Origin of the sequence: Streptomyces sp. DvalAA-14, assembly GCF_900091855.1 — a bacterium.
GTDB lineage: Bacteria > Actinomycetota > Actinomycetes > Streptomycetales > Streptomycetaceae > Actinacidiphila.
Window position 1 is genome coordinate 1 of the sequence record NZ_FMCH01000362.1, and the last position, 14,454, is coordinate 14,454.

Sequence of the window (14,454 nt, forward strand, 5' to 3'; positions counted from 1 at the left end):
GCCCCCAGCGGCACCCCACGAGCACGCAACCCGCCGCCGGGGCGCCCACCAGGGGCGCGGGGAACTGCGCCACCAGCCCACCACCCGCCGATGGTCCGGCGACGACAGCAACTGCCCCACCCGGCCGGTGACGGACTGCAAGTCCGTCGTGGTCGCCCGCGACTCCTAGCGGGGCGGCGCGGCCGGTGGGGTCGGGTGGCGGGGCCACCAGAGGGTGCGGCCCAGGAGGGTGGTGGCCGCAGGGATGAGGAACGTGCGGACGACGAACGTGTCGAGCAGGACGCCCAGCGCGATGACCAGGCCGAGCTCGACCATCATGACCAGCGGCAGCGTAGCCAGCACGGTGAAGGTCGCCGCGAGGACCAGCCCGGCGGAGGCGATGACGCCGCCGGTGGATTCCAGCGCGGTGACCGTGGCGGCGCGGGCGTCGGCGCCGCGCGTCGTCTCCTCGCGCATGCGGTGCAGCAGGAAGATGCCGTAGTCGACCCCGAGGGCGATCAGGAAGACGAAGCTGAGCAGCGGGAGCCCGGGGTCGACCCCGTGCAGGCCGAGGACCGGCCCGAACAGCAGCCCGCCGATACCCAGCGCGGCCCCCCACACCGCGACCATCGCCGCGGTCAGCAGCAGCGGGGCGACGAGGCTGCGCAGCAGCGCCGCGAGCAGCAGGAAGACCGCGCCCAGCACCAGCGGGACGACGACCCCGCGGTCGCGCGACGAGGTGTCCGCCGTGTCGATCCGCTGCGCGCTCGTGCCGCCGACCAGCCCGTGGTCGGGTGCGACCGCCGCCCGCAGCCGGGTGATGGTGGCGTGTTCGGCCGCGGTGTCCGGGGCGGCCGTCGGGAAGACGGCGATCTCGCTCCAGCCGCCGCCGCTGCGCCCCGGCGCGGCCGAAGCCACCCCGGCGGTGCCCCGCAGCGCCGCCTGTTCCGCGGCCGCCTTCGCGGCGGGTACGACGACGGTGATCGGCTGGGTGCTGCGCTCGGGGAAGGCGCGGTGGAGCAGTTGGTCGGCGGCGACCGAGTCCGGCTTGCCGGTGAACGCGTCGTCCTGCCCCAGCGTGCCGGGCAGGTTGCCGATGCCCAGCGCCAGTGCGCCGACCACGACCGCCGAGGCGGCCAGTACGACGAGCGGGCGGCGGGTGACGTGGCCGCCGACCCGGTGGTAGAAGCCGCTGCCGGTGCGGGAGTCGCTGCCGTGCGCCGGGATCAGCGGCCAGAAGATCCGGCGGCCGAGCAGCACCAGCACGGCGGGCAGCAGCGTGGTCATCGCGGCGAGCGCGCAGACCACACCGACGGCGCCGACCGGGCCGAGGCCGCGGCTGCTGTTGAGGTCGGCGGCCAGCAGGCAGAGCAGCCCGGCGACGACGGTGGCGGCCGAGGTGAGCAGCGCCGGGCCGATGCCGCGCAGCGCGGCCCGCATCGCCTCGTAGGGCTCGGCGCGGCGGCGCAGTTCGTCGCGGTAGCGGGAGATCAGCAGCAGGGCGTAGTCGGTGCCGGCGCCGAAGATCAGCACCGTCATCACCGAGGAGCTCATGTCGGAGACGGTGAGGCCGAAGCCCCGCACCAGCCCGTAGACCACGGCGGTGGCGGTCGCGGCCGCGACGCCGACGACGCCCAGCGGCGCCAGCCACAGGAACGGGCTGCGGTAGGTGAGGATCAGCAGCAGGGCGACGATGCCGGCGGTGGACAGCAGCAGGGTGCCGTCGACGGACGCGAACACCGCCTTGGCGTCGGCCTGCGCGCCGCCGGCGCCCCCGACCCGGACGGTGAGGCCGGCCGGCCGGTCCTTGGCGAGCAGGGCCCGTACGTCCTTGACGACCACTTCCGGTTTGCCGTCGCGTTCGGCGACGGAGACCGGGACCATCAGGGTCCGGCCGTCCTTCGCGGTGACGGGGACGGGCGCGTCGCCCACCAGGTCGTAGGCCCGGTCGAGTGCGGCGGTCTGCCGGGTGACGGTCGCGTGGTCGGCGGCGGTGAGGCCGGTGGCGCGGTCGTAGACGAGCACCATGTCGGTGGCGCCGCCGCCCGGCATGGCCTGCTGGATCCGGGCGACCTGGGTGGACTGGGCGCTGGCCGGCAGGTAGTCGACGGTCTCGTTGTGCTTGACGCCGCTGAGCTTGCCGGCGAAGCCGCCGGAGACGGCGAGGATGAGGACCCACAGGGCGATCACCAGCCAGGGCAGCGCCCGTCGGCGGGTGGCGGGCGCGGGTGGCGGGGGCTGGGTCGGGGTCTGCGCTGCGGAAGTGGCTGAGGTCACGTGCCTCAGCCTCCCCGGGGCGGGGGCGCGGCGCGTCGGGCCGGCGGCCGAGAACGGCGCTACTCCGCCGGTCTCCTGGCGGGCCGCGCTACTCCCCCGGGAGTAGCCGGGGCGCTCGTCGGGAGGACCGCGGGGCCGCGCTCAGCACGGCGGGGCCGCGCTCGGGGCAGCGTCCGCGCGGCGCTCGCGGCAGCGTCGGCGCGTCGGTCAGGACGGGGTGGCCGCCGCCGCGGTCAGCAGCCGGTCGATGTCGTCGGTGTGCAGCGACAGGCATCGCCCCACCGCCTCCAGCACCTCCCGCTCGGCCGGCAGATAGGGGCCGTCGGCGAGCGCGATGTGGGCGCCTTCCAGCAGCACCCGCTCGCGGCCCGGGGTGAGCAGGTGGTCGGCCAGCGGCTCCAGCGCCTCGTGCAGTTCGATGGACAGCCAGCTGCCGCAGCCGTCGACGGCCTCGGCGAAGGAGTCGGGGCCGAGTTCGTCGGAGTGGCGGAAGCGGCCCTCGTCGGCGACGATCGCGGCGAGCAGGCCGAGGAGTTGGTCCTCGGTGCAGTCGGTGAAGCCGGCCGCGCGCACCGCGCCGACCGCGGCTTCCCGGGCCGGGCGGCCGCCGGCGCCGCCCGCGGTGAGCACGGCCAGCGCGATGGTGTGCACCGCGTCCCGCAGCATCGCCGAGAAGCGGGTGGTGGTCGGCGTCAGCAGCACCTCGGCGCCGAACTGCCGGTGGCAGGCGGTGCATTCGATGACGGTGCCGGCCGGGCCGCGGGCCATCAGCGGGACGTTGAGCACGGTCAGGCGGCGCGTGCCGGTTCTGCGGTGGTAGGCACGGTCCCCTCCGCAGTCGGGGCAGAAGAACTCACCGTCGTCCTCGGTGTGCCAGGCGGTGCGCACACCCCAGATATACAGCCCCAGCTTCATCACGCTGCACCCTCCGGCCGTGTTCGTTCCGGTACGCGACCTTGCCGGCCCGAACGCGCACGAAGACGCCCCGGCAACGGTGCCGTACAGCCGTGATGTTAGCCACAGTGATGAGGTGCAGTCAGTACCGCGTACGGGGGCAATTCACCTGGCTTTCCCATCGGGGTGCCGCGGAAGTCGCCTGGCCGTGCCCCGGAAACACCGCAATCCGGTCGTTCCCCCCGTGTCCCGCCCACCGGGTGGGACACGGGGTGTGATCAGCGGGCCACGCGGTTGACGGCGGAGATCACGGCCAGCAGCGAGGCGCGGGTGGTGTTCGGGTCGATACCGATGCCCCACAGCACCCGGCCCTCGATGGCGCACTCGATGTACGAGGCGGCCTGGGCGCTGGCGCCCTCGCTGAGGGTGTGCTCGGTGTAGTCCAGCAGCCGGGCGTCGATGCCGACCGAGGCCAGCGCGTCGAAGAACGCGGAGATCGGGCCGTTGCCGACACCCGTCATCCTCGTCTCGACGCCGTCCAGCACCGCTTCGACGTCGAGCCGGTCGGTGCCGTCGCTGGAGCTGGACACCTGGGCGGTGCGCAGGGTGATCCGGCCCCAGGGGCTGTCGGGGGTCGGCAGGTACTCGTCCCGGAACACCGACCAGATCTGCGCGGGGGTGACCTCGCCGCCCTCGGTGTCGGTCTTGGCCTGGATGATCCGCGAGAACTCGATCTGCATCCGGCGCGGCAGGTCCAGCTTGTGCCCGTTCTTCAGCACGTAGGCGACCCCGCCCTTGCCGGACTGCGAGTTGACCCGGATCACCGCTTCGTAGGAGCGGCCGACGTCCTTCGGGTCGATGGGCAGGTAGGGCACCGCCCACTCGATCTCGTCCACCGTCCGGCCCTGGGCGGCGGCGTCGGCGGCCATCGCCTCGAAGCCCTTCTTGATGGCGTCCTGGTGGGAGCCGGAGAAGGAGGTGTAGACCAGGTCGCCCGCGTAGGGGTGGCGCGGGTGGATCTCCATCTGGTTGCAGTACTCGGCGGTGCGGCGGACCTCGTCGATCTGCGAGAAGTCGATCTGCGGGTCGATGCCCTGGCTGAACAGGTTCATGCCGAGGGTGACCAGGTCGACGTTCCCGGTGCGCTCGCCCTGCCCGAACAGGCAGCCCTCGATGCGGTCCGCGCCGGCCATCAGGGCCAGTTCGGCGGCGGCCACCGCCGTTCCGCGGTCGTTGTGCGGGTGCACGGACAGGCAGACGTACTCCCGCCGGGACAGGTTGCGGGACATCCACTCGAAGCGGTCGGCGTGCGTGGAGGGGGTGGAACGCTCCACCGTGGCGGGCAGGTTGAGGATGATCTCGCGGCCCTCCTCGGGCTGCCAGACGTCCATCACGCCCTCGCAGACCTCCAGCGCGAAGTCCAGCTCGGTGTCGGTGAAGATCTCCGGGCTGTACTGGTAGCCGAACGCCGTCTCGTCGCCGAGCAGTTTGTCGGCGTACTCCATCACCAGCCGAGTCCCGTCCACCGCGATCTGCCGGACCTCGTCGCGGCTGCCGCGGAAGACCACCCGGCGGAAGACGGGCGCGGTCGCGTTGTACAGGTGGACGGTGGCCTTGTGCGCGCCGATCAGCGATTCGACGGTCCGCTCGATCAGCTCTTCACGGGCCTGGGTCAGCACGGAGATCGTCACGTCGTCGGGGATCGCGCCCTGCTCGATGATGGAGCGCACGAAGTCGAAGTCGGTCTGGCCGGAGGACGGGAAGCCGACCTCGATCTCCTTGTAGCCCATCCGCACCAGCAGGTCGAACATCTCGCGCTTGCGGGCCGGCGACATGGGGTCGATCAGTGCCTGGTTGCCGTCGCGCAGGTCGGTGGACAGCCAGCGGGGGGCCTTGGTCACGCGGGCGTCGGGCCAGCCGCGGTCGGGGATGTCCACCTGCTCGTAGCGGCCGTACTTGTGGATCGGCATCGCGGTGGGGCGCTGGGTGACGCTCGCCGCGGTGATCGGCGTGGCACGGCCTACACGGTTCGGGCTGGTCATGGGGGCTTGGCTCCTCGGAGATCCGCTCGGGGCGGCCGACGGCGGCTGGGACAACGCCGAATCTCCGCGGGGAGGGGGTCGGCCTACGACTACAGGCCCTCGCCGCGGCAGCTAAGGAGAAGCAGCCCGAAACGCATGATGGGATGACCATAGCCGAGGCCGGCCGGATCACGCAGCCGAGACGGGCGCTCTCTCAGTATGCAAGATGCGCCGTTCTGTCCAGCAAGGTCGTGATCTTTCCCTCCTTCTTGTTAACTGTCCGCATATTCCATGACAGAGCGTGCTGGACTCTGTCACAGTGCGTGACATGGGAGTTTTCTGCACGATCGTGCCGCCGCATATTCTTGACAAGCTCGCCCAGGCCCGGGACGCGGACCTGGCGGACACCGCCCGCCGCACCCTGGAGCACGACGCACGCGAGCGCACCCGGCGCCGGCTGACGACCGTGATCGGCGCCACCGGGCCGGCCACCCTCGCCCCCGGCGACGGCCCGGCCGAGCCGCCCGCCGACCAGCCGCGGCGGACGATCGACGACGCCAAGCACAAGGACACCCTGCCCGGCCGCAAGGTGCGCGCCGAGGGCGACAAACCGTCGAAGGACGACAGCGTCAACCGCGCGTACGACGGGCTGGGGGCCACCTTCGAGACCTACCTCACGGCGTACAGCCGTCACTCGATCGACGGACAGGGGCTGCCGCTGGTCGCCAGCGTCCACTATCTGCGCGACTACAACAACGCCTTCTGGAACGGCGAGCAGATGGTCTTCGGGGACGGCGACGGGCAGATCTTCCTCGACTTCACCATCCCGGTGGACGTCATCGGCCACGAACTCACCCACGGCGTCACCCAGTACAGCGCGAACCTCGACTACTTCGGACAGTCCGGCGCGCTCAACGAGTCGGTCTCCGACGTCTTCGGCAGCCTCATCAAGCAGTACGCCCTCGGGCAGAGCGCCGAGCAGGCCGACTGGCTGATCGGGGCGGGCCTGCTCGCCCCGGGGGTGAACGGGCAGGCGCTGCGCTCGATGAAGGCCCCGGGCACCGCCTACGACGACCCCCGGCTCGGCAAGGACCCGCAGCCCGGCACCATGGCCGGCTACGTCAAGGGCTCGCGGGACAACGGCGGCGTGCACATCAACTCCGGCATCCCGAACCACGCCTTCTACCTGGTGGCCGCCGCCCTGGGCGGCAACGCCTGGGAGCAGGCCGGCCTGATCTGGTACGACACCCTCACCGGCGGATCGCTGTCCTCCGACGCCCAGTTCGCGGACTTCGCCGCGGTGACACTCGCGGCCGCCAAGGCCCGCTACGGTGAGGACACCCAGTACCACGCGGTCCTCGACGCCTGGAACGCGGTGGGCGTCACCCCGGCCCCGGCCGCGGAACTCCCGCGCCAGCAGCCGTCCTCCCAGCCCCAGGAGGCGTAGGCCGCCGGGGCCCGCCGGGGCGCCTGACACGAGGAGCCACAGTGCGGATCGAAGTCGTCCGAACCGGCGGTTTCGCCGGCATCCCCCGCACCGCCACCTTCGACACCACCACCCACCCCGACGGCCCCCACCTCGCCGCCCTGGCCGAGAAGGTGCTCTCCACCCCGCCCTCCCCCCACCCCGGCGTCCCCGACGGCTTCAGCTACACCATCACCGCCGGCTCCCGCACCGTCCGCTGCGCCGACCCCCATCTGACCCCGGCGCAGCGCGAGTTGATCCAGGCGGTGCTGGGCGAGGGGGCGTAGCGCCCGGGCACGCCGGCGGGCCGGGGGGCCACGGCTGGGGCCTTGGCGCGGGCGCGCCGACTTCTGCCGGGCGGGGTCGGCGGCATCGACCCCGCCGTGCTCGCATGCCACGATCATGGACGTACGGACGCCACGGACCGGAAGGACGCCACCTTGTCCGCCTACGCCATAGCAAATCTGCGAGCTGCCGACCCCCACCCCGAGATCGCCGAATACATCGAGCGCATCACCGCCACCTTCGAGCCCTACGGCGGGCGCTTCCTCGTACACGCCACCCAGCACGAGGTGAAGGAGGGCAGCTGGCCGGGAAACGTCGTGGTGATCGGCTTCCCCGGGCTCGCCGAGGCGCGGGACTGGTGGGACTCCCCGGCCTATCAGGAGATCGCACCGCTGCGGTCGCGGCACATCGAGGGCGACATCATCCTGATCGACGGGGTGCCCGACGGCTACGACCCGGCGTCGACCGCGAAGGCGATCCGCGCGACCCTGCCTCCCGCCGCCGACGGTCGCTGACCGCGGCCCCCCGAGGCACCCTGGCGGCCGCGGTGCGGATGGCCTAGCGTGCTGCCGCGGGCGAGGCCGGGAGGGGAGCCGACGTGACGCAGCCGGTACGGGAGTCGACCCGCGTGGTCGTGGTGGGGGCCGGGCCGGCCGGCCTGACCGTCGCAACGCTGCTCCAGGGCGCCGGAGTCCCCTGCACGGTGCTGGAACAGCGCAGCCGCGCCCGCGTGCTGCAGCGGCAGCGCGCCGGCATCGTCGAGACCCGCGCGGTCCGGATGTTCCAGGAGTACGGACTGGCCGACCGCGTCCTGGGCGGCGCGCCGTCCAACGGCGTGCTGGAGATCCGGACGGAGGGCGAGCGCCGCTTCCTTCGGTCGGACGCCGGCGTCGACGGCCCCGCCCCGTCGCTCTGCCCGCAGCAGGTGCTTGTCGGCAACCTGATCCAGGAGTTCACCGACCGCGGCGGCGACCTCCGCTTCGAGGCGTCCGAGGTGTCCTTGGCGGGCCTGGCCGGGCCGCGTCCGACCGTCGGCTACCGGGATCCGTCCGGGACCGCGTACGAGATCAGCTGCGAGTTCGTCGCCGGCTGCGACGGAGACCACGGGGTCAGCCGGGCCAGCGTGCCCGAAGGCGAGCTGACGGCCTACCCGTTCGACCACGGCATCGCCTGGCTCACCGTGCTCGCCGACGTGCCGCCCCCGCAGCACCCGCTGCTCGCGGTGAACAGCCGCGGCTACGCCGCCCACTTCGCACGCGGCCCGCGAACCAGCCGCTTCTACCTCCAGTGCCCGCCCGGCACCCGAACGGAGGACTGGCCCGACGACCGCGTGTGGGAGCAGGTACGGGCCCGGCTCGGCGACAAGGAGCTGGTGGCGGGGCCGATCACCGAGAAGGAGGTCTTCTCGCTGCGGAGCGTCGTCCACGAACCCATGAGCTACGGACGGCTCTACCTGGTCGGTGACGCCGCCCATGTGGTGTCCCCCATGGGCGGCAAGGGCATGAACCTCGCCCTCTACGACGCCGAGGTCTTCGCCCGCGCCGTCCGGGACTTCACCGCCAGGGGGGACATGTCCGGGCTGGACGCCTACTCCCCCACCTGCCTGCACCGCACCTGGAACTACCAGGAGTTCTCCCGCTGGATGACGGAGATGCTCCACGACGCGGGCGACGACTCCCGGACCGGCCCCTTCCGCCGCCGGCTGGCGCGGGCCCGCCTCGACCGGCTTTTCTCCTCACCCCCGGCCGCGGCCGCCTTCGCCGAACTCATGGCGGGCTTCGGCTGATCGGGCCGGCACCCCCGGCAGCACGATCTCGGCCCACACCGTCTTGCCGACCGAACGCGGGGTGACCCCCCACGCTCCGGACAGCGCCTGCACCAGCAGCAGTCCGCGGCCCGACTCGGCGCTCGGGCCCGGCGCCGCGATGTCGCTCGGGGCGGGCGGCCGGCGTTCGGTGCGGGTGTCACTGACCTCGATCCGGACCGCCCGGTCGGAAAGGACCAGCCGCAGTTCGCAGTCCCGGCCCGGCACGCGGCCGTGCGTGACCGCGTTGGCGGCGAGCTCGGCCACGACCGTGGCCACCGTTTCGGACACCTCGGTGTCCTGCGCCGGGCTCCAGCTCGCCAACTGGGCCACCGCGAGCTTTCGTGCGAGCTGCGCACCGAGCCGGGTGGCGGGGAAGCGGTGGGAGAACACGCAGCTCCGGGTGGAGATTTCACTATTCACAGCACAGAGCGTGGGCGAGCCCGCCTAGGCTGAAAAGTAGCGAGGCCGGGACGGAGCGTGACCTGTCCGGCTCCCCCGACCGCGTGTCCGGGTTGCCGGGCGTGACGTGTGCACCGGCCTCGGAACGGCAGGGCGGGCGCACGTCGGAGGTGGCGGTCATGACGACCGGAGCAGGGCAGGCGGGCAGCGGCACGGAGGACCAGGACTGGGAGGAGGGCGCCGACGACATCCTCAAGACCGTCGGCAGGCAGGTCAAACTCTGGCGTGAGCGCGCCGGGTTGAAACAGGCGGAACTCGGCCAGGCCATCGGCTACAGCGAGGAGCAGGTCTCCTCGGTGGAACGGGGCCGCCGGGCCCCGAAGCCGGAGTTCCTCGACGGCGCGGACGAAGTGCTGGGCGCGGGCGGGATCCTGGCGGCCTTCAAGGAGGACGTGGAGCGGGCCCGCTACCCGAAGAAGGTCCGGGACCTCGCCAAGCTGGAAGCGGATGCGGTTGCCATGGGCGCATACAGCAACCACAACATCCACGGCCTGCTCCAGACCGAGGACTACACCCGGGCCCTGTACCGGATGCGCCGCCCACTGCTGGACGAAGAGACGATCGAGCGGTACGTCGCCGCTCGGATGGCCCGGCAGGACATCTTCACCCGCTGGCCCGCCCCCATCCTCAGCTTCGTCCAGGAGGAGGTGACACTGCGGCGCCCGATCGGTGGCCGGGCCGTGCTGCGAGTCCAGTTGGAACGCCTGCTGGAGGTCGGCCAGTTGCGGAACGTGGAGATCCAGGTCATGCCCACCGATCGCGAGGATCACGCGGGGATGGGCGGGCAATTCCGCTTGCTGGACGCGAAGAACGGGCCCACCGTGGGCCATGTCGAAGTGCAGAACTTCAGTCGGCTGATCAGCAATCGGAGCGAGGTCAGGACGCTGGAAGCCCAGTATGGGATTATCCGGGCGCAGGCCCTCACTCCGAGGGAGTCGCTGGCGTTCATCGAAAAGGTCCTGGGAGCGACATGACCACCGAGCCCTCTGCCAACAGCCCCGCCGAGCTGCACTGGTGCAAGAGCACCCACAGCAGCAACGAGGGGCCGGACTGCGTCGAGGTCGCCGCCTCCCCCGGCGCGGTCCACGTGCGCGACTCCAAGGACCCGGCGGGCCCCCGACTCGCCTTCTCCCCCGCGGCGTGGACCGCCTTCGTCGCGTACGCGGCCGAGCGCGAGGGCCGGTGACCAGCCGGGGATTCCCGGTGCACGGCGCGGCCCACTAGGGTGGCCCGATGGCGTCGATCAAGCAGTTCCAGGTCACTTTCGACTGCGCGGAGCCCGAGCGCGTCGCTCGTTTCTGGTGCGAGGTGCTGGGCTACGTCGTACCACCGCCGCCGGAGGGGTTCGCCACCTGGGACGCCTTCGACCGCTCGCTGCCGCCCGAACGACAGGGTGCGGCGTTCGCCTGCGTTGATCCCTCGGGCGAGGGTCCGCGGCTGTTCTTCCAGCGTGTTCCGGAGGGCAAGGCCGTCAAGAACCGGGTGCATCTCGACGTGCGGGTCGGCACCGGGCTGGTGGGTGACGAGCGCCTCGCCGCACTTGAGGCCGAGTGCAGCCGGCTGGTCGCGCTCGGCGCGGTGTGTGAGCGCGTCCTGCGTGCCGACGGGTACAACGAATCCTGCATCGGGATGCTGGACATCGAGGGCAACGAGTTCTGCCTCGACTGAGGTTGGCCGCTGTTTGTGACACCTCTGTGACCGGAACTATGGCCTCCGTCACATGCCCGGGGTCCCCGCCCTGATGGGATGACCGGATGCCACGACGCACCGCCCTCCTGCCGGCTCTTGCCGCGACCGCCCTGTTGCTCACGGCCTGCGGGACGGAGCATGCGGGCGCCGGGAATTCCGGCACCGGCACGGCGGCACCGCCGTCGCGCACGCAGGTCGACGACCCGGGCAAGGACGGCGTACGGATCATCTCGCTGACCCTCCCGCCGGCCTCCCCTTCGCCCACCCGCAGCCACTCCGTCTCCGCCGACCGCCTCGCCGTGGACTCCGAGATCGTCGCCTCGTACCAGGTCACCAACAAGGGCACCGAGGCCCTGACCTACTCGATCGTCTTCACCTTCATGAGCTCCGACGGCGGGGCGATGGCGAACCAGACCACCACGGTGCGCGACGTCGCACCCGGGAAGACGGTGTCGGGCACGGTCCGGGCCGGAGCGCTGCCGCCCGGCACGCCCCGGGTGACGCAGGCCAAGGTGCTCGAAGTGACCAAGGTTCCCGCAGGCGAGGCGCCGGCCGCGCCGGGGATGTGCCCCGCCTCCGGGATCCGGGTGAGCGCCGACAGGGGCGACGCGGCCATGGGGTTGCGCGTCGTGGGCCTGCACCTCGACAACTGCGGCACGCACGCGTACAGCATCGAGGGCTACCCGCTGCTGGCGCTCCTGGACGACCAGGACCGGCCCGTGGCGGGCGTCACGATCCTGCACGGCAGCGGCGGGATCACCACCGGCCTCGGGCCTGACGAGCCGCCGCGGCCGGTCTCCCTCGCGCCCGGTGAGTCGGCGACCGCCAACCTGGTCTGGCGCAACACCGTCGAGTCCGGTACTCCGGTGAACGTGACGTATGTGCGGGTCCGGGCGAACGCCGGCGCCGCGCCGGTGACCGTGACCCCGCACCTCGACCTCGGAACCACCGGAAAGCTCGGGGTCACACCCTGGAAGAAGGCAGGGCGCTGACGGTCGTGTCCGGCGCCGCCGAGGCTGCTGCCGCCGCCGGGGCCGGTCGGCGGACCAGGGTCAGGACCAGGATCGCGCCTGCCAGGGCGGCTGCCGCGGCCAGCAGGGAGATGCGGTCGATGCCGGCCGCGTACCCCGCGTGGACCGTGCCGCCGCTCGCGGCGACGTCGCGGAGGCGGGCGGTGAAGACCGCGCCGAACAGGGCGATGCCGAGGGTCATGCCGAGTTGGCGGAAGGTGTTGACGGCGCCGCCGGCCATGCCGGCCCGGGCGGGCGGGACGGAGTCGATGGCGGCGGAGACCAGGACAGGGGTGCTGAGGCCGACGCCGACGCCGATGACGGCGAGGCCGGCGAAGAGAGCGGACTGGCCGGAGCCGGTGTCCACGGTCGCCCAGATCAGCAGGGAGCCGGCCGCGATGAGGAGCAGGCCGCCGCCGATCGGCACCCGGGGTGCGAAGCGGTGCATGTGGCGCCCGGCGACCGCCGCGACCACGAAGGCCGTGCCGGCCATCGGCATCAGTGCCAGGCCGCCGTGCACCGGGCTGAGCCCGAGCACGTTCTGCAGCCACAGCGAGACGTAGACCAAGCCGCTGAAGGCCGCCATCTGGTAGAGCAGCGCCCCGGTGAGCAGTCCGGCGAAGGTCGGCCGGCGCAGCAGCGCCAGGTCCAGCATCGGGTGGGCGCTGCGGGCTTCGACGGCCACGAATCCGACCGCCGACAGCCCGGCGACCACGAATGCGGCGATCGTCAGCCTGTCGCCCCAGCCGTGCTCGCCGCCGCGGATCAGCGCGTACGTCAGCGAGGCCGCGGCCAGTGTGAAGGTGGCGGCGCCGGGCAGGTCGAGTCGGGCGCCGCCCCGGCCGCCGCCTTCCTGGGCCGGCAGCACCCGCAGCGTCAGGGCCACCGCGACCACCGCGATCGGCAGGTTCACCAGGAAGATCGCCTGCCAGCCGAAGCCTTCGGTGAGCAGGCCGCCGACAATCGGGCCGGCCGCGGCGGCAGCGCCGTTGACCGCGCCCCACACGCCGAAGGCGACCCCGCGGTCCCGGCCCTGGTAGGTGGCGGACACCAGGGCCGCCGAGGTGGCGAACATCGCCGCGCCGCCGGCGCCCTGCACGGCCCGGGCGGTGATCAGCACGGCCGCGTTCGGTGCCAGCGCGCACGCCAGCGAGGCCAGCGCGAAGACGACGAGCCCGGTCGCGTACAGGCGGCGGTGGCCGAAGAGGTCGGCGAGCGAACCGGTCACCATCAACAGGGCGGCCAGCGCGAGGGCGTAGATGTCGATCACCCATTGCAGGGAGGCGAAGGACGCGTTGAGGTCGTCCGCCATCCGCGGCAGGGCGACGTTCACGATGGTGACGTCGACCAGCAGGATGAAGGCGCCCAGGCATATCGCCACGAGGGGCAGCCATTTGCGCATGGGGTGGGACTCCGTTCGGAAAGGTGGCAGCGGCGCCCGCACCGGCCGGGTGCGGCGCCTCCAGCATCCGGCACCTCGCACCGATCCCCCACCCTCCAGGACCTGCGCGGCGGAATCCGACATCTTCTAAGCTGGACGAATGGAATCCGACAAGCCGTGGAGTCCGCTGGACGGACTCGAGCCGCTCGACCAGCGGGTGGTGCAGGCCCTGCAGATCGACGGCCGGGCGCCATTCAGCCGGATCGGCGAGGTGCTGGGCGTCTCCGACCAGACGGTGGCCCGCCGTTACGGCCGGCTGCGGTCGGCCGGCCTGCTGCGGGTGCTGGGCCTGGTCGACCCGCTGCGGGTGGGCCTGACGCCGTGGTTCGTGCGGGTCCGGTGCGCGCCGGACGCGGCGGGGTCGGTCGGTGCGGCGCTGGCCCGGCGTACCGACACCCGCTGGGTGAGCCTGATCTCCGGCGGTACCGAGATCTTCTGCCTGGCACAGGCCGCCGCCCCCGGCGAGGACGACGCGTTGCTGCTGCAGAAGCTGCCCCGGACGCCGCGGGTGGTGCAGGTGACCGCGCACGCGATGCTGCATGTCTTCTTCGGCCAGGATCTGAGCCCGGTCAGCCGGCTCGGCCCGCTCGGGGCCGCCGAGATCGAGGCGCTGACTCCGCAGGACGCGCCGCCCCTGCGGGCGTCGGAGGCCACCGATCCCTTCCGGCTGGGGGCCGGCGACCGGCGGCTGCTGGAGCTGCTGGCGGCCGACGGCCGGATGTCCGCGGCGGAGCTGGCCGCCGCGGTGGGATGGTCGCAGACGACGGTACGGCGCCGGTTGTCGGAACTGCGCGCGTCCGGCGCGCTCTACTACGACCTGGACTTCGCGGACGGCGCGCTGGGGCCGCCGGCCCGGGAGTTGCGGGCCGGGTTGTGGCTGGAGGTGGAACCGGCGCGGCTGGCCGAGGTGGGCGCGGCGCTCGCCGAGCACCGCGAAGTGGCCTTCGCCTGCGCCACCACCGGCACGGCGAACATCTACGCGGCGGTCAACTGCTACAGCCCCGGGGCGTTCTACCGCTATCTCACCGGTCCGGTGGCGGCCCTGCCGGGCATCCGCCGCACCGAGACGGCCCCGATCCACCGCGTGCTGAAGGGCCCGGGGCCCTACCCGCCCCCGCCCGCGGCCC

14 protein-coding genes are annotated in these 14,454 nt (G+C 72.7%); 9 read left to right on the forward strand and 5 right to left on the reverse strand.

Translation table 11 applies throughout. The features are described from left to right. Nucleotides 1-165: 165 nt before the first annotated feature. From GA0115240_RS18675 to leuA, 3 genes are all read right to left on the reverse strand, one after another. A complete protein-coding gene (locus tag GA0115240_RS18675) occupies nucleotides 166-2,256 on the reverse strand; it encodes an MMPL family transporter (RefSeq protein ID WP_346267954.1) in 2,091 nt (696 codons plus the stop codon). A 207-nt stretch (nucleotides 2,257-2,463) separates the two neighbouring features. After that, nucleotides 2,464-3,171, reverse strand: a complete 708-nt coding sequence (locus tag GA0115240_RS18680; RefSeq protein WP_093737816.1) for a TerB family tellurite resistance protein — start codon at nucleotides 3,169-3,171, stop codon at nucleotides 2,464-2,466. Nucleotides 3,172-3,428: 257 nt separating this feature from the next. Further along, entirely contained in the window at nucleotides 3,429-5,192 is a 1,764-nt protein-coding gene (gene leuA, locus GA0115240_RS18685) for a 2-isopropylmalate synthase (protein WP_093737817.1), read from the reverse strand. A 307-nt stretch (nucleotides 5,193-5,499) separates the two neighbouring features. Here leuA and GA0115240_RS18690 point away from each other — a divergent pair, with 307 nt between their 5' ends. The 4 genes from GA0115240_RS18690 to GA0115240_RS18705 all read left to right on the forward strand — a co-directional run bounded on the left by GA0115240_RS18690 (nucleotide 5,500) and on the right by GA0115240_RS18705 (nucleotide 8,707). Further along, nucleotides 5,500-6,618, forward strand: coding sequence for a M4 family metallopeptidase (locus GA0115240_RS18690; protein ID WP_093737818.1), 1,119 nt, complete (start codon nucleotides 5,500-5,502; stop codon nucleotides 6,616-6,618). Between the two features lie 41 nt (nucleotides 6,619-6,659). Beyond that, nucleotides 6,660-6,923, forward strand: coding sequence for a protealysin inhibitor emfourin (locus GA0115240_RS18695; RefSeq protein ID WP_093737819.1), 264 nt, complete (start codon nucleotides 6,660-6,662; stop codon nucleotides 6,921-6,923). A 153-nt stretch (nucleotides 6,924-7,076) separates the two neighbouring features. Then, a complete protein-coding gene (locus GA0115240_RS18700) occupies nucleotides 7,077-7,436 on the forward strand; it encodes a DUF1330 domain-containing protein (RefSeq protein WP_093737820.1) in 360 nt (119 codons plus the stop codon). A gap of 83 nt (nucleotides 7,437-7,519) precedes the next feature. After that, nucleotides 7,520-8,707 (forward strand): 4-hydroxybenzoate 3-monooxygenase, encoded by a 1,188-nt coding sequence (locus GA0115240_RS18705; protein ID WP_093737821.1) that lies wholly within the window; start codon nucleotides 7,520-7,522, stop codon nucleotides 8,705-8,707. Here GA0115240_RS18705 and GA0115240_RS18710 read toward each other — a convergent pair. Further along, nucleotides 8,657-9,148, reverse strand: a complete 492-nt coding sequence (locus tag GA0115240_RS18710) for an ATP-binding protein (protein ID WP_093737822.1) — start codon at nucleotides 9,146-9,148, stop codon at nucleotides 8,657-8,659. The genes GA0115240_RS18705 and GA0115240_RS18710 overlap by 51 nt on opposite strands. A gap of 158 nt (nucleotides 9,149-9,306) precedes the next feature. Here GA0115240_RS18710 and GA0115240_RS18715 point away from each other — a divergent pair, with 158 nt between their 5' ends. From GA0115240_RS18715 to GA0115240_RS18730, 4 genes are all read left to right on the forward strand, one after another. Further along, entirely contained in the window at nucleotides 9,307-10,161 is an 855-nt protein-coding gene (locus GA0115240_RS18715) for a helix-turn-helix domain-containing protein (protein ID WP_093737823.1), read from the forward strand. Continuing rightward, nucleotides 10,158-10,373 carry a DUF397 domain-containing protein gene (locus GA0115240_RS18720; RefSeq protein WP_093737824.1) on the forward strand — a complete coding sequence of 72 codons (216 nt, stop codon included), beginning with the start codon at nucleotides 10,158-10,160 and terminating at the stop codon, nucleotides 10,371-10,373. The genes GA0115240_RS18715 and GA0115240_RS18720 overlap by 4 nt, the downstream gene beginning before the upstream one ends. Nucleotides 10,374-10,420: 47 nt before the next feature. Beyond that, nucleotides 10,421-10,855: a VOC family protein gene (locus GA0115240_RS18725; protein WP_093737825.1), complete on the forward strand. Its 435-nt coding sequence runs from the start codon at nucleotides 10,421-10,423 to the stop codon at nucleotides 10,853-10,855. Between the two features lie 86 nt (nucleotides 10,856-10,941). Continuing rightward, the gene (locus GA0115240_RS18730; protein WP_093737826.1) at nucleotides 10,942-11,868 is read left to right on the forward strand and encodes a DUF4232 domain-containing protein; all 927 of its coding nucleotides are present in this window, start codon (nucleotides 10,942-10,944) and stop codon (nucleotides 11,866-11,868) included. Here GA0115240_RS18730 and GA0115240_RS18735 read toward each other — a convergent pair. Next, on the reverse strand, nucleotides 11,840-13,288 hold the full coding sequence (locus GA0115240_RS18735) for an MFS transporter (protein WP_093737827.1): 1,449 nt from the start codon (nucleotides 13,286-13,288) through the stop codon (nucleotides 11,840-11,842). The two genes, GA0115240_RS18730 and GA0115240_RS18735, sit on opposite strands and share 29 nt — an antisense overlap. Nucleotides 13,289-13,427: 139 nt before the next feature. On the opposite strand from GA0115240_RS18735, the gene GA0115240_RS18740 reads away from it, so the two are divergent. Continuing rightward, nucleotides 13,428-14,454 (forward strand): Lrp/AsnC family transcriptional regulator (locus GA0115240_RS18740; protein WP_093737828.1); only part of this gene is annotated, 1,027 nt, incomplete at its 3' end.